Source organism: Pseudomonas sp. Tun-23181 (genome assembly GCF_057415455.1).
On record NZ_CM171630.1, the window covers coordinates 2,244,699 to 2,263,146 of the forward strand.

General features: G+C 59.6%; 9 protein-coding genes, 2 tRNA genes and 3 rRNA genes. 2 read left to right on the forward strand and 12 right to left on the reverse strand.

Annotation, left to right across the window (positions count from 1 at the left end; genetic code table 11):
* Positions 1-5: 5 nt before the first annotated feature.
* The 10 genes from ACDI39_RS10800 to ACDI39_RS10845 form a co-directional block, all read right to left on the reverse strand.
* Positions 6-1,001 carry an asparaginase gene (locus ACDI39_RS10800; protein WP_225788353.1) on the reverse strand — a complete coding sequence of 332 codons (996 nt, stop codon included), beginning with the start codon at positions 999-1,001 and terminating at the stop codon, positions 6-8.
* Positions 998-2,152, reverse strand: coding sequence for a hypothetical protein (locus ACDI39_RS10805; RefSeq protein ID WP_225788358.1), 1,155 nt, complete (start codon positions 2,150-2,152; stop codon positions 998-1,000). The genes ACDI39_RS10800 and ACDI39_RS10805 overlap by 4 nt, the downstream gene beginning before the upstream one ends.
* Positions 2,153-2,162: 10 nt before the next feature.
* Entirely contained in the window at positions 2,163-3,059 is an 897-nt protein-coding gene (locus ACDI39_RS10810; RefSeq protein WP_225788354.1) for a nitrilase family protein, read from the reverse strand.
* A gap of 147 nt (positions 3,060-3,206) precedes the next feature.
* Complete coding sequence (locus tag ACDI39_RS10815) at positions 3,207-5,141, reverse strand: flavin monoamine oxidase family protein (protein WP_486538633.1); 1,935 nt, start codon at positions 5,139-5,141, stop codon at positions 3,207-3,209.
* A gap of 277 nt (positions 5,142-5,418) precedes the next feature.
* A complete protein-coding gene (locus ACDI39_RS10820) occupies positions 5,419-7,062 on the reverse strand; it encodes an acetolactate synthase large subunit (protein ID WP_368816806.1) in 1,644 nt (547 codons plus the stop codon).
* 420 nt (positions 7,063-7,482) lie between these two features.
* Positions 7,483-7,598, reverse strand: a 5S ribosomal RNA gene (gene rrf, locus ACDI39_RS10825).
* A gap of 129 nt (positions 7,599-7,727) precedes the next feature.
* A 23S ribosomal RNA gene (locus tag ACDI39_RS10830) occupies positions 7,728-10,619 on the reverse strand.
* 234 nt (positions 10,620-10,853) lie between these two features.
* Positions 10,854-10,929, reverse strand: a tRNA-Ala gene (locus ACDI39_RS10835).
* A gap of 25 nt (positions 10,930-10,954) precedes the next feature.
* Positions 10,955-11,031: transfer RNA gene (locus ACDI39_RS10840), tRNA-Ile, on the reverse strand.
* An 82-nt stretch (positions 11,032-11,113) separates the two neighbouring features.
* A 16S ribosomal RNA gene (locus ACDI39_RS10845) occupies positions 11,114-12,650 on the reverse strand.
* The 16S, 23S and 5S rRNA genes sit together here with 2 tRNA genes alongside, the layout of an rRNA operon.
* 533 nt (positions 12,651-13,183) lie before the next feature.
* On the opposite strand from ACDI39_RS10845, the gene ACDI39_RS10850 reads away from it, so the two are divergent.
* A complete protein-coding gene (locus tag ACDI39_RS10850; protein ID WP_253081652.1) occupies positions 13,184-15,760 on the forward strand; it encodes a bifunctional diguanylate cyclase/phosphodiesterase in 2,577 nt (858 codons plus the stop codon).
* Positions 15,761-15,763: 3 nt separating this feature from the next.
* Here ACDI39_RS10850 and ACDI39_RS10855 read toward each other — a convergent pair whose 3' ends face one another.
* Positions 15,764-16,090, reverse strand: coding sequence for a DUF2025 family protein (locus ACDI39_RS10855; protein ID WP_253081651.1), 327 nt, complete (start codon positions 16,088-16,090; stop codon positions 15,764-15,766).
* Positions 16,091-16,277: 187 nt separating this feature from the next.
* Here ACDI39_RS10855 and ACDI39_RS10860 point away from each other — a divergent pair, with 187 nt between their 5' ends.
* Entirely contained in the window at positions 16,278-17,492 is a 1,215-nt protein-coding gene (locus tag ACDI39_RS10860; RefSeq protein ID WP_225788182.1) for a GAF domain-containing sensor histidine kinase, read from the forward strand.
* Here the strand turns inward: ACDI39_RS10860 and ACDI39_RS10865 are convergent.
* Positions 17,431-18,348 (reverse strand): LysR family transcriptional regulator, encoded by a 918-nt coding sequence (locus ACDI39_RS10865; protein ID WP_225788181.1) that lies wholly within the window; start codon positions 18,346-18,348, stop codon positions 17,431-17,433. The two genes, ACDI39_RS10860 and ACDI39_RS10865, sit on opposite strands and share 62 nt — an antisense overlap.
* Positions 18,349-18,448 lie beyond the last annotated feature (100 nt).

Below are 18,448 nucleotides of genomic sequence, written 5' to 3' on the forward strand. Positions count from 1 at the left end.
GCACCCTAGCACAAGTGCCGGGGCCACGTGTCCAATAGCGCGGGGTCGCCTGTTCCAATCAGCAGCCAGAGCAGGATGCGGCACTTGCGAGGGCACAATGCGCCAGCCATACGCATGCCCTTGGCCTGAAGATCGATTTCTCCACCTGCAAAGCCGTACGTCGCCCTCGCGGTCGGACCGCTGCCAGTGCGTGTGGCCACGACGACCGGCATGTGCCGAGCAACGTTGGCCATCGCATCAGCCCAGGCGCTAGAGACATGGCCTGCACCAAAGCCGGCAACCACCAACCCTGCGTACCCTAACTTGGGGAGTACCTGCAGCAGCGCCGTGTCTGCATCGAGGCATGCCTCCAGCAAGGCGACGCGATGCTCCACCTGCCGTGGTGCAGGCAGCACCGTGCGCGGCAAGGGCGGGTGGCGGTAGGTCACATCTCCCTCCACGACCTCCCCTATAGGTCCACCACCGGGTGATTCGAAAGCAGCCATCGCCAGGCTGGCCACCTTGCGAACCCTGGCGGCCGAGTGAACCTGATCATTGATCACCACCAGCACGCCACGCCTACGACTGCCCGCATCTATCGCCACCTGCACCGCCGCCAGCAGGTTCGCCGGACCGTCAGCACCCGGGTGACTGGCCGAACGCATCGCACCGGTCATGACCAGCGGGGTGTCGAAAGGCCAGAGCAGGTCGAGGAAATAAGCCGTTTCCTCAAGGGTGTCGGTGCCTTGGGTGAGGACCACGGCCTGAGCGCCGTGCTCCACCTCACCACGGACCCAGGCCAGCACTTCCAGCAGTGCTTGGAAGCCGAGCGATGCGCTTGGCTCCAGACACAGCGTGGCGGTGCTGAACCACGCAAGCCCATCCAACTGCGGCAGTGACGCCAGCAACGCCTCGCAATCGAGCTTCGGTATCACCCCTTGCCCAGGTGCTGCGCACTGCATGCTGACCGTGCCGCCCAGACTGCCGATCGACAACCTTGGTAGTTCTGTCTTCTGTGTCATGCATTACCTCCTGCAAGCAACCCGACCAGGGGCAAGATCCCCAGGGTGCTGATGGCCATGGACAAAACATTGCCGATATAACCGTGCATGTAGGCCGGTAACCGCTGGCTGATCGCCACGGCCAAGGGCGGTGCGACCAATGCTCCCAGGACCGCGCTGGCGACTATCACTTGCCAACTGCCTCCTAGTGTGAGCACTGCGGCAGGAACGATCGACACGATGGGAATATAGGTGGGATACCAGCCATGCTCCATCCACTGCCGCCGCCAGACCAGCACACCAACCAGCGAGGCCAGTGCCTGCCCAATCACCATCTGCAGCACCAGATGCGAGCCATAGGCCGGTGCTGCTGGGGTCAACACGTAGGCCAGCAATACCCCCAGGAGCAGCCCTAGGCTGGCCAGTTCATTGCCGAAGAACGGTGCTTCGCTGAAATCGGCCAGTACCCGGCGCAAGGTCCACAACACGCCGTAATCCGGTTTTGTCGCAAAGGGTACCGGCGTGGCAGGTTGCAAGCCACCACGTACCAACGAAGGGAAACGTCGGCACAGCAGGAAAGCCACCACGCTTGCCAGCGCCATGCCACTGACATTGCCGATCACCACCGGCAACTGCAGGGGATAGCACAGGTAGTTGACCAGCAACAGGCTCATGGGCGTTACCAGCAATGCACCAAGCAGCGCGCCATTGATCGCTACCCGCCAGCCACCGCCGAACAGCAGCACCATGGCCGCCGGTAGTGATACGAAAGCGACGAACGTCGGCTGCCAGGTACCACTGGAGAGGGTCCACCCCCATAGCGCATGACTGAGCAACAAGCCAAGCAGAGAGCTGGTGAACAGCCATGGCCACAGGCCTGTACCGTAGCAGATGGCGAAGCCTTGCCAGCGGTACCCACGGACATGGGTCCAATGTGCCAGGCCAGCGCCCAGCAGCAAACCGAGAGCCGGCAATTCGTGCTTGTAGAAAGCGACTTCGCTGATGTCGCCGATGATCCAGCGCAGCCTGCTCAATGGCTGGTCCAGAGTCGCTGTGAGCTGTGCGTAGTCTGGCCACTGGCCCAGCGCCAGGTTGACAATGAGCAGTACTGCCAGACCACTCAGGATCACGCTTGGTGTATGGGGTCGACGCGATGGGAAGGTCTGTTCCATGGCGCTCTCCTCAACGTGGCATCGGTGAATGAAGCCGATACCCCAGCATGGCGTCGTAGAGGTCCGTACGCCGGTCTCGGGGAAGATCATTGAGACTGTTCCAGATGGGGGCCGAGCGTGCGGTACTGAGATCCACGTCGGCATAGAGGATGCCCTCCTGCTCGGCGCTCGCCACCTCTCCGATAGGCCAACCGTTCGTGCCGGCGATCAGCGAACAACCCAGGAAGCGCCCGCCACGCTCGCGACCGATGCGGTTGGCCGCAGCGATGTAGACATTGTTGACGTGAGCGGCACTCATCGTGAGGTATGACGCCATGCAGCGCCCGGCTTCATCGAACAGTGGTGGTGGCGTCCATACCCAGTTGTTGAGGCTGCAAATGAGGTCGGCACCTTGCGCGGCCATGAGCCGGGGGACCTCTGGGAACCAGATGTCCCAGCAGATCAACAGCCCGATGCGGCCGATGGGGGTCTCGAATACCGGGAAACCCAGGTCGCCTGGTGTGAACCAGAGTTTCTCCTGGTTCCACAAGTGCGCCTTGCGGTAATGCCCCAAGCGGCCCTCGGGCCCGAACAGTACGGCGCTGTCATAGAGCTTGAGTCCGTCGCGCTCGGCAAATCCGGCGGCAAGATAGACCTGGTGCCCTTGGGCGAAGTCAGCCCAGGCCAGCAGGCTGCGACCGTCCTGCAAGGTCTCGGCGTGGGCGTAGGCCTCGGCGCGGGAGTGGAAGGTGTAGCCGGTATTGGCCAGCTCCGGCAACACGATCAGGTTGGCCCCTTCGCGTGCGGCACGCCGGGCCAAGGCCAGCCCCCTGCTCAGGTTCCCCTCGCAGTGCTCGAGCCCTACCTGGGGATCGTATTGGATGACTGCGATTCGAACGGGGCTGATGGGGATGCTGTGGTCGGGCATGGTGGCTTCCTTCTTGGAGTTGTTATGGAAGCCGCCAGTAGAACGGGGGCTGCTTGCTGAGCGACAGTCAGGGCAGTCCGATGTATCTGGAAGAAAAAGCAAAGATAGTAGAAAGAGCGGTCCTACATAGTTGTTTCAAACTCTCCCTTAACGCGCTTGGTAATGCGGATAATATTCGAGCTTGAAACCACCGTTGAATTGTGCAGCAGTGCGGTCACAGAGGTTAATCACAGTATCGATAGCTGTACGCAGGCAGGGCTCGGTCCAGCCGGCATCGACAGAGAACGACTCGCCGGCCAGATAGAGCCCAGAAATGCTGCTCAGGTCACGGTTATACTTCATTAGGCTCACAGCGTCGTAGTAGGTGCCAGCCCGGTACAACTTCGCACAACCCAACGCATTCCGGTCTGTAATCCACCGTTGTATGCAGATGTTTCCAGTATCGATGTAAGGCGAGATCGGCTCACCGATATTTGTGCAACGCAGCAAGATCCGGTCGAGTTCTTTCACGCACTTGTCCACCAGTTCACTATCGGAAAACACTGCTAGTTTGGAGGCATCGTCTTCCCAAGTGTAGCTGAGTAGTATGCAGTCTTGGGCATAGCTACCGCTATAGCGATAGGCATAGACGTCGTGGACGAAGCTGTCGGTGACCAGAATCTGTGGCAACTGTGGGTTGCGATCGAGGAAGCTTTTCTGCAGTGGCGCGTAGACCTTGCAACTGGTTTCCCAATGGGCATGCTTCCAGGCATCAATGATGTGCTGTGGCAGCATTTCCCTTGTGAAGCCATCGAGACACATCCCTGTCTCGATCAACCAGGATGGAGTGGTGAGCACCACACTGTCGAACTCATCGCTCAGTAATTGCGCCTTGACCGGATTACTTTGGTGCCAACGATATTCAACCCGAATACGGCCGTCGGCCAGCTTGTGCAAGCCGCAAACCGAACTGTCCGTCAGCAAGCCATCCTCACGTGCCACGCACTGGCTGTATAGCGATGTGCCGAGCTCTTCGATGTTCATGAACAGTAGAGCTTCATCCATAGCAGCAAGACCAACGTAGGCTGGTGCCTGGAAATACAAGCCCTTGCTGTCACGCACCGCATCGACATCAAGATAGGGAGCTGTGAGAGGTATCCCGTGCTCGTCCACACGCCCATGCACCAGTTGCAAGTGGCTACTGAAACCGAAAATCGCGGTACGCAACGGATATAGGCAACAAACGTCGTAGAATGCTCCCCAGCTACCATCGCCGATGCCAATTGCATAGAAGATCGCCGATTCATCGCGATCCATGCCTAGCCCACCGAAATCCCCCGGATCCGCCGGGTCCCAGGCATCTAGGGCAGGGAGGAACACAAGGTCACGGAAAGACAACCTGTGGTATCGCTCGACGATCGCCGTCCACATCTGTGCCCAGCCTTCCGTACCATAGACAGCGGCTACCTTCTCAGCGAAACGCTCGGCAAAACGCCGCCATTTTCCTTGAATCCTCTGCAGTGCTGCAGTAGGTGGTGAAGTGTGGCCTTCAGGGTTTTTCCAGATCAGCAGCTTGGGCTCGCCCTCTCCTTCAAGCTGCCCCTCGCGTAGATAGATCCCAGTAGCATTGACCCAAGGCGTGCCTGGGTTGGGAAAGTCGGAGAGACGCAGCTCGAACAGATTCGCGTAATGCGCCATCAGGGATCGACCATCCTTTGGCGACTCACCGGTTCGGTTGAAGAAAGGCATGCGCATAGCACCCATTTCGAAAGGTGCCGAGGGTTGCCTCTGATCACCAGAACTATTCCTCACGGTCAGGTGGCGACCGCCAATGCGCTGGGCTTGTTCGATAAGAGTAATTCGGGTGAAGCCACAACGCAGTAGCTCTCGAGCTACCGTAAGACCAGTAACACCGGCACCGACGATGCAGATGCGATGCTCTGGCCGGGAGGCACGGCCAACTCCGCCATGCTGTTCAACGAGACGACGGTAGTCGAAACACAGGTCGGGAGGATTGGGAAAGCGCGCGCTCCACGGTTGGCCGGGGGATGCTGGCTCGATAGCCAGATCAGCGGGATGGTTATGAGTCGATCCGATGGTCATGATCTCGGGTTTCCATGGAAGATGAGAAACCTGATCATGCCGGAGCTAGCAAGGTAGGGAGCGGTAGATGTTTATCGTCGAATCGTGATCAGTGTTGTCTGATCTAATGCTATTACAAGCAAGCCCTACGGGCATTTAAGCGCCGCTTTAGTAAATATTGAGGTTACTTGCGGGTCAGCCAAGGCACCGAGCCACAGCTCCCACAGGGATAGCGCTGAATTGCAGAAGTACGCTGTACCTGTGGGAACGGGCTTGTTGCAAATAGGGCCGTCAGGCGTTAAACCGCCAGCGCACGCTCACGCAGTTCCTGGTTGAGGATGTGATCGTTCTCGCTGTAGTCGACCGGGCAGTCGATCACATGCACCCCCGGAGTCTTGATGCAGTGCTCGAGCAGCGGCAGGAAGCCCTCGGCGCTTTCCACGCGGTGACCGTTGGCGCCGTAGGCTTCGGCATATTTGACGAAGTCCGGATTGCCGTAGTCCAGGCCGAAATCGGTGAAACCCATGTTGGCCTGCTTCCAGCGGATCATGCCGTAGCCATCGTCGCGCAGGATCACCACGGTCAGGTGCATCCCCAGGCGCACCGCGGTTTCCAGTTCCTGGCTGTTCATCATGAAGCCACCGTCGCCGCACACCGAGATCACCGGGCGGTCCGGGTACACCAGGTGCGCCGCCATGGCCGATGGCAGGCCGGCGCCCATGGTCGCCAGGGCGTTGTCCAGCAGCACGGTATTGGGCTTGTGGGCCTTGTAGTTACGGGCGAACCAGATCTTGTAGATGCCGTTGTCCAGGGCGACGATGCCTTCGGACGGCAAGGCGCGACGGATGTCGGCGACCATGCGCTGCGGGTAGATCGGGAAACGGTCGTCGTCGGCGCCTTCGGCGACCTGCGCTTCGTTGGCTTCGCGGATGGCCAGCAGGCGGGTGAAGTCCCAGTGGCTGGTGTCGGTCAGGGCTTCGCCGATCTGCCAGACGGCGTTGGCGATGTCGCCGATCACTTCGATCTGCGGGAAGTACACGGCATCGACTTCCGCCGAGCGGAAGTTGATGTGGATGACCTCGGTACCGCCACGAACCATGAAGAACGGCGGCTTCTCGATCACATCGTGGCCGATATTGACGATCAGGTCGGCGGCTTCGACCGCACGGTGCACGAAATCGCCAGCCGACAGTGCGGCGTTGCCGAGAAAGCGCGGGTGGCGCTCGTCGACTACGCCCTTGCCCATCTGCGTGGTGATGAAGGGGATACCGGTCTTGTCGATCAGTTGCTTGAGGACCTTGGCGGTCATCTTGCGGTTAGCGCCGGCACCGATCACCAGGATCGGGCTGCGGGCGGCCTGCAACTTCTCGACCGCGGCCTCGACGGCCTTGTGCTCGGCCAGCGGGCGGCGGTGCAGACTCGGCGGGATCGGCATCGATTCGGTCTGCTCGGCGGCGATGTCTTCCGGCAACTCCAGATGCACGGCGCCAGGCTTTTCTTCTTCAGCCAAGCGGAAGGCTTCGCGCATGCGCGCGGGGATGTTGTCGGCCGAGGCGAACTGGTGGGTGTACTTGGTGATGGGGTCCATCATGCCGCACACGTCGATGATCTGGAAACGGCCCTGCTTGGACTTCTTGATCGGCTTCTGGCCGGTAATCATCATCATCGGCATACCGCCCAGATAGGCGTAGGCACTGGCGGTGACCAGGTTGGTCGCGCCAGGGCCGAGGGTCGACAGGCTGACGCCGGTCTTGCCGGTCAGGCGGCCGTAGGTGGCGGCCATGAAGCCTGCGGACTGCTCGTGGCGGGTCAGGACCAGCTTGATCTTCGACTTGCGCAGGGACTCCAGCAGGTCGAGGTTCTCCTCGCCGGGAATGCCGAACACATACTCGACACCTTCGTTTTCCAGGCATTGCACTACGACATCGGCGGCCTTGGCCATCTTGCTTGCTACCTCAAGTGATAGGACGGTGGTGAAGTCCAGGAATGCGCAGCACGGTGCGCTGGCATCGCTCGGTCCGGAAGCCGGAATTGCCCCGAACCTAAGCCTTGACGCAGGCTGGGTACGGAGAAGTCACGTCAATTGGCGGCATTAATTGTCGCACCCGGCGGGAGGAAGTGTGAGGGGGTGGTGGGCAAAAGAGCTTTGCGTTGGAAGGGTGGCGGCTGAGCTAGCCTTTGTGGCCGCTTTGCGCCCCATCGCCGGCAAGCCGGCTCCCACAGGGATGGCGCTGGCTTGCAGGTCTGCGCTGTACCTGTGGGAGCTGGCTTGCCAGCGATGGGGCCACCGTCAATCCCCAGCCAGAAACCAGAAAGACAAAACCCCTACCTGCTCGCGCAGATAGGGGTTTTGCGAAATGAATCTTGACGATGACCTACTCTCGCATGGGGAAACCCCACACTACCATCGGCGATGCATCGTTTCACTGCTGAGTTCGGGATGGGATCAGGTGGTGCCAATGCTCTATGGTCGTCAAGAAATTCTGTTGCCAGAACATCCAGATGGACACTCCAGCCAATTCGGATATGTGATCTTTGTGGTTGCGAACTTTCGGCCTTGCGTCTTCACCACCGCAATCCGCTGCACGCAAATTGCTTGGGTGTTATATGGTCAAGCCTCACGGGCAATTAGTATCGGTTAGCTCAACGCCTCACAGCGCTTACACACCCGACCTATCAACGTCGTAGTCTTCGACGGCCCTTCAGGGGGTTCAAGACCCCAGTGAGATCTCATCTTGAGGCGAGTTTCCCGCTTAGATGCTTTCAGCGGTTATCTCTTCCGAACATAGCTACCCGGCAGTGCCACTGGCGTGACAACCGGAACACCAGAGGTTCGTCCACTCCGGTCCTCTCGTACTAGGAGCAGCCCCTCTCAAATCTCAAACGTCCACGGCAGATAGGGACCGAACTGTCTCACGACGTTCTAAACCCAGCTCGCGTACCACTTTAAATGGCGAACAGCCATACCCTTGGGACCGGCTTCAGCCCCAGGATGTGATGAGCCGACATCGAGGTGCCAAACACCGCCGTCGATATGAACTCTTGGGCGGTATCAGCCTGTTATCCCCGGAGTACCTTTTATCCGTTGAGCGATGGCCCTTCCATACAGAACCACCGGATCACTAAGACCTACTTTCGTACCTGCTCGACGTGTGGGTCTCGCAGTCAAGCGCGCTTTTGCCTTTATACTCTGCGACCGATTTCCGACCGGTCTGAGCGCACCTTCGTACTCCTCCGTTACTCTTTGGGAGGAGACCGCCCCAGTCAAACTACCCACCATACACTGTCCTCGATCCGGATCACGGACCTGAGTTAGAACCTCAAGGTTGCCAGGGTGGTATTTCAAGGATGGCTCCATGGGAACTGGCGTCCCCACTTCAAAGCCTCCCACCTATCCTACACAAGCAAGCTCAAAGTCCAGTGCAAAGCTATAGTAAAGGTTCACGGGGTCTTTCCGTCTAGCCGCGGATACACTGCATCTTCACAGCGATTTCAATTTCACTGAGTCTCGGGTGGAGACAGCGCCGCCATCGTTACGCCATTCGTGCAGGTCGGAACTTACCCGACAAGGAATTTCGCTACCTTAGGACCGTTATAGTTACGGCCGCCGTTTACCGGGGCTTCGATCAAGAGCTTCGCTTGCGCTAACCCCATCAATTAACCTTCCGGCACCGGGCAGGCGTCACACCCTATACGTCCACTTTCGTGTTTGCAGAGTGCTGTGTTTTTAATAAACAGTCGCAGCGGCCTGGTATCTTCGACCGACATGGGCTTACGGAGCAAGTCCTTCACCCTCGCCGGCGCACCTTCTCCCGAAGTTACGGTGCCATTTTGCCTAGTTCCTTCACCCGAGTTCTCTCAAGCGCCTTGGTATTCTCTACCCGACCACCTGTGTCGGTTTGGGGTACGGTTCCCGGTTATCTGAAGCTTAGGAGCTTTTCTTGGAAGCATGGCATCAACCACTTCGCGCTCTAAAGAGCACTCGTCATCAGCTCTCGGCCTTGAGATCCCGGATTTGCCTAAGATCTCGGCCTACCACCTTAAACTTGGACAACCAACGCCAAGCTGGCCTAGCCTTCTCCGTCCCTCCATCGCAATAACCGGAAGTACAGGAATATTAACCTGTTTTCCATCGACTACGCTTTTCAGCCTCGCCTTAGGGACCGACTAACCCTGCGTCGATTAACGTTGCGCAGGAAACCTTGGTCTTTCGGCGTGGATGTTTTTCACACCCATTGTCGTTACTCATGTCAGCATTCGCACTTCTGATACCTCCAGCAAGCTTCTCAACTCACCTTCACAGGCTTACAGAACGCTCCTCTACCGCGTCATCAAAGATGACACCCGTAGCTTCGGTGCATGGTTTGAGCCCCGTTACATCTTCCGCGCAGGCCGACTCGACTAGTGAGCTATTACGCTTTCTTTAAAGGATGGCTGCTTCTAAGCCAACCTCCTAGCTGTCTAAGCCTTCCCACATCGTTTCCCACTTAACCATGACTTTGGGACCTTAGCTGACGGTCTGGGTTGTTTCCCTTTTCACGACGGACGTTAGCACCCGCCGTGTGTCTCCCATGCTCGGCACTTGCTGGTATTCGGAGTTTGCATCGGTTTGGTAAGTCGGGATGACCCCCTAGCCGAAACAGTGCTCTACCCCCAGCAGTGATACATGAGGCGCTACCTAAATAGCTTTCGAGGAGAACCAGCTATCTCCGAGCTTGATTAGCCTTTCACTCCGATCCACAGGTCATCCGCTAACTTTTCAACGGTAGTCGGTTCGGTCCTCCAGTCAGTGTTACCTAACCTTCAACCTGCCCATGGATAGATCGCCCGGTTTCGGGTCTATACCCAGCGACTAAACGCCCTATTAAGACTCGCTTTCGCTACGCCTCCCCTATTCGGTTAAGCTCGCCACTGAATATAAGTCGCTGACCCATTATACAAAAGGTACGCAGTCACCTAACAAAGTAGGCTCCCACTGCTTGTACGCATACGGTTTCAGGTTCTATTTCACTCCCCTCTCCGGGGTTCTTTTCGCCTTTCCCTCACGGTACTGGTTCACTATCGGTCAGTCAGTAGTATTTAGCCTTGGAGGATGGTCCCCCCATGTTCAGACAAAGTTTCTCGTGCTCCGTCCTACTCGATTTCACTGACAAGAGATTTTCGTGTACGGGGCTATCACCCACTATGGCCGCACTTTCCAGAGCGTTCCACTAATCTCAAGCCAGCTTAAGGGCTGGTCCCCGTTCGCTCGCCACTACTAAGGGAATCTCGGTTGATTTCTATTCCTCAGGGTACTTAGATGTTTCAGTTCCCCTGGTTCGCCTCTTGCACCTATGGATTCAGTACAAGATACCTAGGTTATCCTAGGTGGGTTCCCCCATTCAGAGATCTCCGGATCACAGTCTGTTTGCCGACTCCCCGAAGCTTATCGCAGGCTACCACGTCTTTCATCGCCTCTGACTGCCAAGGCATCCACCGTATGCGCTTCTTCACTTGACCATATAACCCCAAGCAATCTGGTTATACTGTGAAGACGACATTCGCCGAAAATTCGCATGTCGCTCTTTCGAGCGGAACTCACAAATTTTACCTTAGCCTGATGCCACACCAGTGAAAGTGCGTCATCAGTCTTTCTATCACATATCCGAATTTTTAAAGAACGATCTGACAAAAGTCAGAAATCAACATTCATTCACGAATGCTCATTTCTAAGTTCTGCAGGTAACGGCAACATGGTGGAGCCAAGCGGGATCGAACCGCTGACCTCCTGCGTGCAAAGCAGGCGCTCTCCCAGCTGAGCTATGGCCCCGTATACAGGCTGCACCACAACAAATTGGTAGGTCTGGGCAGATTTGAACTGCCGACCTCACCCTTATCAGGGGTGCGCTCTAACCAACTGAGCTACAGACCTATCACAGGGTCGCGTCACATCGTCTTCTTCAAGGAATCAAGCAATTCGTGTGGGTGCTCATCAGCAGGCTGATGTCTTCGATTAAGGAGGTGATCCAGCCGCAGGTTCCCCTACGGCTACCTTGTTACGACTTCACCCCAGTCATGAATCACACCGTGGTAACCGTCCTCCCGAAGGTTAGACTAGCTACTTCTGGTGCAACCCACTCCCATGGTGTGACGGGCGGTGTGTACAAGGCCCGGGAACGTATTCACCGCGACATTCTGATTCGCGATTACTAGCGATTCCGACTTCACGCAGTCGAGTTGCAGACTGCGATCCGGACTACGATCGGTTTTGTGAGATTAGCTCCACCTCGCGGCTTGGCAACCCTCTGTACCGACCATTGTAGCACGTGTGTAGCCCAGGCCGTAAGGGCCATGATGACTTGACGTCATCCCCACCTTCCTCCGGTTTGTCACCGGCAGTCTCCTTAGAGTGCCCACCATGACGTGCTGGTAACTAAGGACAAGGGTTGCGCTCGTTACGGGACTTAACCCAACATCTCACGACACGAGCTGACGACAGCCATGCAGCACCTGTGTCAGAGTTCCCGAAGGCACCTCTCCATCTCTGGAAAGTTCTCTGCATGTCAAGGCCTGGTAAGGTTCTTCGCGTTGCTTCGAATTAAACCACATGCTCCACCGCTTGTGCGGGCCCCCGTCAATTCATTTGAGTTTTAACCTTGCGGCCGTACTCCCCAGGCGGTCAACTTAATGCGTTAGCTGCGCCACTAAAATCTCAAGGATTCCAACGGCTAGTTGACATCGTTTACGGCGTGGACTACCAGGGTATCTAATCCTGTTTGCTCCCCACGCTTTCGCACCTCAGTGTCAGTATCAGTCCAGGTGGTCGCCTTCGCCACTGGTGTTCCTTCCTATATCTACGCATTTCACCGCTACACAGGAAATTCCACCACCCTCTACCGTACTCTAGCTCGCCAGTTTTGGATGCAGTTCCCAGGTTGAGCCCGGGGCTTTCACATCCAACTTAACGAACCACCTACGCGCGCTTTACGCCCAGTAATTCCGATTAACGCTCGCACCCTCTGTATTACCGCGGCTGCTGGCACAGAGTTAGCCGGTGCTTATTCTGTTGGTAACGTCAAAACAGCAAGGTATTCGCTTACTGCCCTTCCTCCCAACTTAAAGTGCTTTACAATCCGAAGACCTTCTTCACACACGCGGCATGGCTGGATCAGGCTTTCGCCCATTGTCCAATATTCCCCACTGCTGCCTCCCGTAGGAGTCTGGACCGTGTCTCAGTTCCAGTGTGACTGATCATCCTCTCAGACCAGTTACGGATCGTCGCCTTGGTGAGCCATTACCCCACCAACTAGCTAATCCGACCTAGGCTCATCTGATAGCGTGAGGTCCGAAGATCCCCCACTTTCTCCCGTAGGACGTATGCGGTATTAGCGCCCCTTTCGGAACGTTGTCCCCCACTACCAGGCAGATTCCTAGGCATTACTCACCCGTCCGCCGCTGAATCCATGAGCAAGCTCACTTCATCCGCTCGACTTGCATGTGTTAGGCCTGCCGCCAGCGTTCAATCTGAGCCATGATCAAACTCTTCAGTTCAATACTGCTTGGGTTTTTAAGTAACCCTAAACTTGGCTCAGCAATCTCAAATGACTATGTGATTTCTCATATGGCCACTTGTGATGCTGATAATCTTGGCGACTATCAGTCCGTACTCACAAGCACCCACACGAATTGCTTGATTCGATTGTTAAAGAGCGTTTGGTTAAGAGCTTTCGTCTCAACCGAGGCGCGCATTCTACGCTTTCCTCAGAGTCTGTCAAGCGTTTGTTTTGAAGTTTTTTTCGAAGCTGCTTTCTTATCGAAAGCGTTCAACTTCAACTGCCACCTGACTCGCAGCAAGTGCATCGCTGCGGGAGGCGAATAATACGCGCTTTGAATTCAGAGTCAACACTCCCGTCGAAAAAAGTTTCGCATGCCCGAGGCAACCGCACGAAACGCTCCTCTATTCATATGAACAGTTGAATTTCGCCCTGGGCGCGGCTTCCCCGCCCAGGCTGGCCTATCCTGACTGAACCCTCCCCGGTGCTTGCCTGGCAAGGGGGCGCTGTTCAAGAAGGAGTCGCCCGCGCATGGACAGGATCGTCGACCTCCCCGCTCCGCGCCTGCAGGTCCGCCGTCTGATCGGCGGCTTTTCCCTACTGTTCGCCCTTGCCGCGCTGGTCACCTTGGGCGCCCTGTTCAACATCGCCGCTACCCTCGACCGACAGGAACGCCAACGCAGCACCTTTCACGCCACCCAGGCGCTGGAACAGCGCCTGCTCGCCTCCCGCCAGTTTCTCTCCAGCTATGCCGTCTGGGATGCCGCCTACCAGCACCTGGCCAACGAGGTCGACTGGCATTGGGCCTATGACGAGAAGAATGTCGGCGAATCGCTGTACAGCGCCAGCGGGTTCGAAGGTGTCTTCGTGGTCGACGACCGGCATACCCGCTACGCCCTGTTAAGAGGCGAGCCAACCGACCTCCCCGCCGAGACCTTCATCGATGCCCCGCTGGCACCGATCATCGCCCAGGCCCGCCAGGTAGCCGTCGACCGCGAACAGGTCACTCACTTCGTGCTGTTCGATGGCTGGCCCACGGTGCTCAGCGCCGCTGCCGTGCGCCCGGACATGGAGGTCCTGAAGATCGATGTCGGCAAGGCGCCGGTGATGCTGTTCGTCGACCAGTTGACCGAGGCCAAGCTGGCCCACCTGGGCGAAGGCGCGGGGCTGGCCGACATGCGCCTGGAAAAGAACACGACCACGCACCGGGCCACGCCACGCATCGTCCTGGGCGACACCGGCTACCACCTGACCTGGACCACCCCGCTGCCAGGCCGGCAACTGCTCTGGGCGGTCCTGCCGCCGCTGCTGGGCGCCCTGCTGGTGCTCGGCCTGGTGATGCTCTACCTGTTCCGCCATGCCCTGCGCAGTTCCCGCGCCATCGACCAGAGCCTGCAGCGCCTGCGACACAGCAACCAGGCGCTGGAGGCCAGCGAGCAGCGCTTTCGTGCCGTTGCCGAGGCCACCTCCGACTGGATCTGGGAAACCGATCGCCACCAGCGCCTGACCTACCTGTCGCAGCGCTTCGCCAGCGTCACGGGCTATCGGCTCGAAGACTGGCTGGGGCAACCGCTGAACCAACTGCTGGCCTGCGATACCACGCCCCTGGCCTCCTGGCTCGACGCCCAGGCCGAAGCCGACCCACAGCAGATGGCCAACCTACGCTGCGCCTACCACGACCCCAACGGGCAGCACCGCTACTGCCGCATGTCCGCACGGCCGATCCTGGTCGACGGCAAGCTCGCCGGCTTTCGCGGAACCGCCAGCGACATCACCCATGAAGTCGCCGCCCACGCGCACATCCAGCACCTGTCGCTGCACGATGCGCTGACCGGCCTGGCCAACCGCAACAAGCTCACGCGCCATCTGGAACAGGCCCTGCAACGTGGCAGCGATGCACCACCGCTGACCTTGCTGCTGCTGGACCTGGACAATTTCAAGCCGATCAACGACGCCCTCGGCCATGCCATCGGCGATGCGGTACTGCAGGAAGTGGCGTCGCGCCTGCGCGAGGCCACCCGCGAAGACGACCTGGTGGCGCGCCTGGGCGGCGACGAGTTCGCCCTGGTCGTCGAGGCCATGGACGACCGCAACGAGATCGATCGCCTCTGCACACACCTGATCGCCCTGTTGCGCCAGCCTATCGTCGTCAACGGGCAGCGACTGCATGTCGGCGCCAGCCTCGGCATCGCCCAGACCGGCCCCCAGGTCTGCGATGCCGGCGAGCTGGTACGCTGCGCCGATATCGCCCTGTACCAGGCCAAGGCCGACGGCAAGAACACCTGGCGTTACTTCTGCGCGCAGATGAACCAGCAGATCCAGTACCGCCGGCAACTGGAGAACGACCTGCGCCAGGCCCTCGAGCAGGAGGCGTTCGTGCTCCATTACCAGCCCCGCTACCGCCTGCAGGACCTGCGGATCGTCTCGGTCGAAGCGCTGCTGCGCTGGCAGCATCCCCAGCAGGGCCTGCTCGGCCCCGATACCTTCATTCCCCTGGCCGAGCAGAGCGACCTGATCGTCGCCCTCGGCCGCTGGGTATTGCGCCAGGCCTGCCGCACCGCCCGCCACTGGCAAGCAGAGTTGCTGGTCTCGGTGAACCTGTCGCCGGCGCAATGCTCCCGCAGCGACGTGGTCGCCGAGGTACGCGAGATTCTCCTGGAGACCGATTTCCCCGCCCAGCGCCTGGAACTCGAGATCACCGAAAACGTCATGCTCGCCGACATAGAAGGTGCCCTCGGCACCCTGCTCGCCCTGAAGGAGCTGGGTGTTCACCTGAACATGGATGACTTCGGCACGGGCTACTCCTCGCTGGGTTGCCTGCGCAGCTATCCGTTCGACAGCATCAAGATCGACAAGCGTTTCATCGCCGGCCTGACCAACCCGAACAGCAACGACCAGGCCGTGGTCCAGGCGATCATCGACCTGGGCAAAGCCATGGGCCTGACGGTGACCGCCGAAGGGGTGGAAACCGAGCAGCAGCTCAGGATGCTGGCCGACAAAGGCTGCCATGAAGTCCAGGGCTACTACCTGAGCCGGCCGCTGGACCAGGCGAGCTTCGAGGCGCTGCTGCGCGAGGGTGATGCAGGGCGACTGCACAGCCGCCCCTGACAACTACGCAGGAGAGACGCTGCGCTCGGCAACGATTTCCGCCAGGTCGGTGCGCCGCAGGTAGATCCGCAGGGGCTCGCCGATGTTCAGGCGATCGTCCACATGCTGCGCCAGCAGCAGTGCCAGGCGCTCACGGCACAGGACCATGCGCCGGCCCGCCTCTGGCCGCCAGACGAATTCGCTGCAGGGGATGATGCTGTCGCCGGCGACGTCCAGGCCGAACGAATCCTCGGAGAAGCGCACGATGTGGGTGCCGCGCTTGCCATGGAAGCCGACGAAACCCTTGAGTCGATCGGCGGCGTTGCAGATGTCCTGTGATGTAATGGCCATGACGTACCTCGCAAGATGTTTGGAAGTGACGCACGCCAGGCACGAGCGGTCGCCTCTGGTGGGCAACGCGCAGGTGCCAGCCTAGCGCAAGTCCCGGACCGTTCGCCAAGGTTTTTCATCCGACGTCGCCTGTACCGCTAGACTGTAAGGCTCCAGCCCCCGTTTCCCACCCTGACACTGGATTGTCATGACCAACGCCGTCAGCGCCGACATCGCCACCATTGGCCGCATCAATGTCGTACCGGCCATCCTCCAGGTGATCTGCGAGACCACCGGCATGCGCTTTGCTGCCGTGGCGCGGGTCACCGAGGACAGCTGGACCGCCTGCGCCGTGCTCGACAACCTGGGCTTCGGCCTCAAGGCCGGTGACGAGCTCGATGTGGCCAGCACCCTGTGCCACGAGATCCGCAGCAGCCAGCAGACCATCGTGATCGACAAGGCCAGCGAGGACGAGCAGTACTGCCGTCACCACACGCCGCGCATCTACCGCTTCGAGAGCTATATCTCGGTACCGGTGCTACGTGCCGACGGCCGCTTCTTCGGCACCCTCTGCGCCCTCGACCCCGAGCCTGCGCAGCTCAAGGGCAGCGCCATCCAGCCGATGATGGAGTCGTTCGCCCGCCTGCTGTCGATCCAGATCGAAAGCGAGGAAAACGCCCAGCGCACCGAGCGCGCCCTGCAGAAGGAACGCGCCATGGCGGAGGTACGCGAACAGTTCATCGCCGTGCTCGGCCACGACCTGCGCAACCCCTTGTTCGCCATCACCGCCGGCGCAGAACTGCTGGCCCAGCGCCTGCAGGACGACAAGAGTCGCGCCATCGCCCGTCACATCCTCACCAGTGGCCGTCGTGCCTCACAGTTGGTGCGCGATGTGCTGGACTTCGCCCGAGGCCGTCTCGGTGCCGGCATCCCCCTCAACCAGCAGCCCTGCCCAGACCTGCGCGAAGCCCTTGGCCATGTCGCCTCGGAGCTGCAACGGGTGCATCCGCAGCGACGCATCCTGCTGGACATCGCCGACATCGGCGGCCTGCGCTGCGACCGCGAACGGGTGGCCCAGTTGCTTTCCAACCTGATCGCCAACGCGCTCACCCACGGCGCCCCCGACGGGCCAGTCACGGTCAGCGCGGCCATCCGCGATGGCACCTTCGTGCTCAGCGTCCACAACCTCGGCGAACCCATCCCCGCGCAGACACTGGCCCAGCTGTTCCAGCCTTTTTCCCGGCCATTGTCCGACGCCCCCCAACAAGGCCTGGGCCTGGGCCTGTACATCGCCAACCAGATCGCCCTGGCCCATGGCGGGTACATGGACGTGGCCTCCAGCGCACAGGCCGGGACCCTGTTCAGCTTCCGCCTGCCGGTGGATCGACCTGAGACGCCAGCAGCGCCGCCAGCCAGTCCATGAACACCTGGACCCGGCGCGGCACATGGCGCTGCCGGGCATACAACAGGGAAACCGGCATCGCCTGGGCCTGCCAGGCCTCGAGCACCGACACCAGCGCGCCGCTGCGCAGGTGTTCGGCCACCCCGACCGCCGGCACCTGGATCAGGCCAAGGCCAGCCAGGCAGGCGGCGGAATAGGCTTCGGTGTTGTTGACCGTGACCACGCCGCCCATGGCCTGGAAGCGCAGTTCGCCATTGTGCTCGTACTCGAACCCCGGGCTGCGTGAGCCCAGGTTGCGCACGTAGTGGACCAGCCGGTGCCCTGCCAGGTCTTCGAGGCTGCGGGGCTCGCCGTGGCGGGCCAGGTAGGCAGGGCTGAGGCAGTTGCGCATGCTCAAGCGGCCCACAGGCCGCGCCACCACATCCAGGTCACTCAGGGCGCCGATGCGTAGCACGCAGTCGAAACCTTCGCGCAACAGGTCGACCTGGCGGTCGGTGCAACTGATCTCCACCTCCAGGTGTGGGTAGCGCGCGAGGAACTCCGGTAATGCCGGGACGATGACCCGACGGGCCATCATGGTCGGCAGGTCGATGCGCAGGCATCCGGCCAGCGCGGCATCGTCGCCCCGGAACAGGTGCTCGATCTCGTCCATGCCCGAGAGCAGGTCCTTGCTGCGCTCGTACAACAACACGCCATCCTGGGTCGCCTGCACCCGGCGAGTGGTGCGGTTGAACAGGCGCGTGCCCAACAGGTTCTCCAGCGCCCTGACCTGCTCCGACACCGTCGAGCGTGGCAACCCCAGGTGTTCGCCAGCCTGGGTGAAACTGGCCAGTTCACTGACCCTGACGAAGGTTCGCAAGAGTTCCAGCTTGTTCATGCATGGCCCCTATTGTCCGGTGAATACGAACAGTATTTCCGGATTCACAGGATTTAACAGCCCTGCCTCGATCAATAACCTGTTGCCATCGTCACCACCA

Bases quoted from the DNA above. Each gene is read 5' to 3' on its own strand.
- ACDI39_RS10800 (WP_225788353.1), bottom strand. From the start codon at position 1,001: ATGACACAGAAGACAGAACTACCAAGGTTGTCGATCGGCAGTCTGGGC.
- ACDI39_RS10805 (WP_225788358.1), bottom strand. From the start codon at position 2,152: ATGGAACAGACCTTCCCATCGCGTCGACCCCATACACCAAGCGTGATC.
- ACDI39_RS10810 (WP_225788354.1), bottom strand. From the start codon at position 3,059: ATGCCCGACCACAGCATCCCCATCAGCCCCGTTCGAATCGCAGTCATC.
- ACDI39_RS10815 (WP_486538633.1), bottom strand. From the start codon at position 5,141: ATGACCATCGGATCGACTCATAACCATCCCGCTGATCTGGCTATCGAG.
- ACDI39_RS10820 (WP_368816806.1), bottom strand. From the start codon at position 7,062: ATGGCCAAGGCCGCCGATGTCGTAGTGCAATGCCTGGAAAACGAAGGT.
- ACDI39_RS10850 (WP_253081652.1), top strand. From the start codon at position 13,184: ATGGACAGGATCGTCGACCTCCCCGCTCCGCGCCTGCAGGTCCGCCGT.
- ACDI39_RS10855 (WP_253081651.1), bottom strand. From the start codon at position 16,090: ATGGCCATTACATCACAGGACATCTGCAACGCCGCCGATCGACTCAAG.
- ACDI39_RS10860 (WP_225788182.1), top strand. From the start codon at position 16,278: ATGACCAACGCCGTCAGCGCCGACATCGCCACCATTGGCCGCATCAAT.
- ACDI39_RS10865 (WP_225788181.1), bottom strand. From the start codon at position 18,348: ATGAACAAGCTGGAACTCTTGCGAACCTTCGTCAGGGTCAGTGAACTG.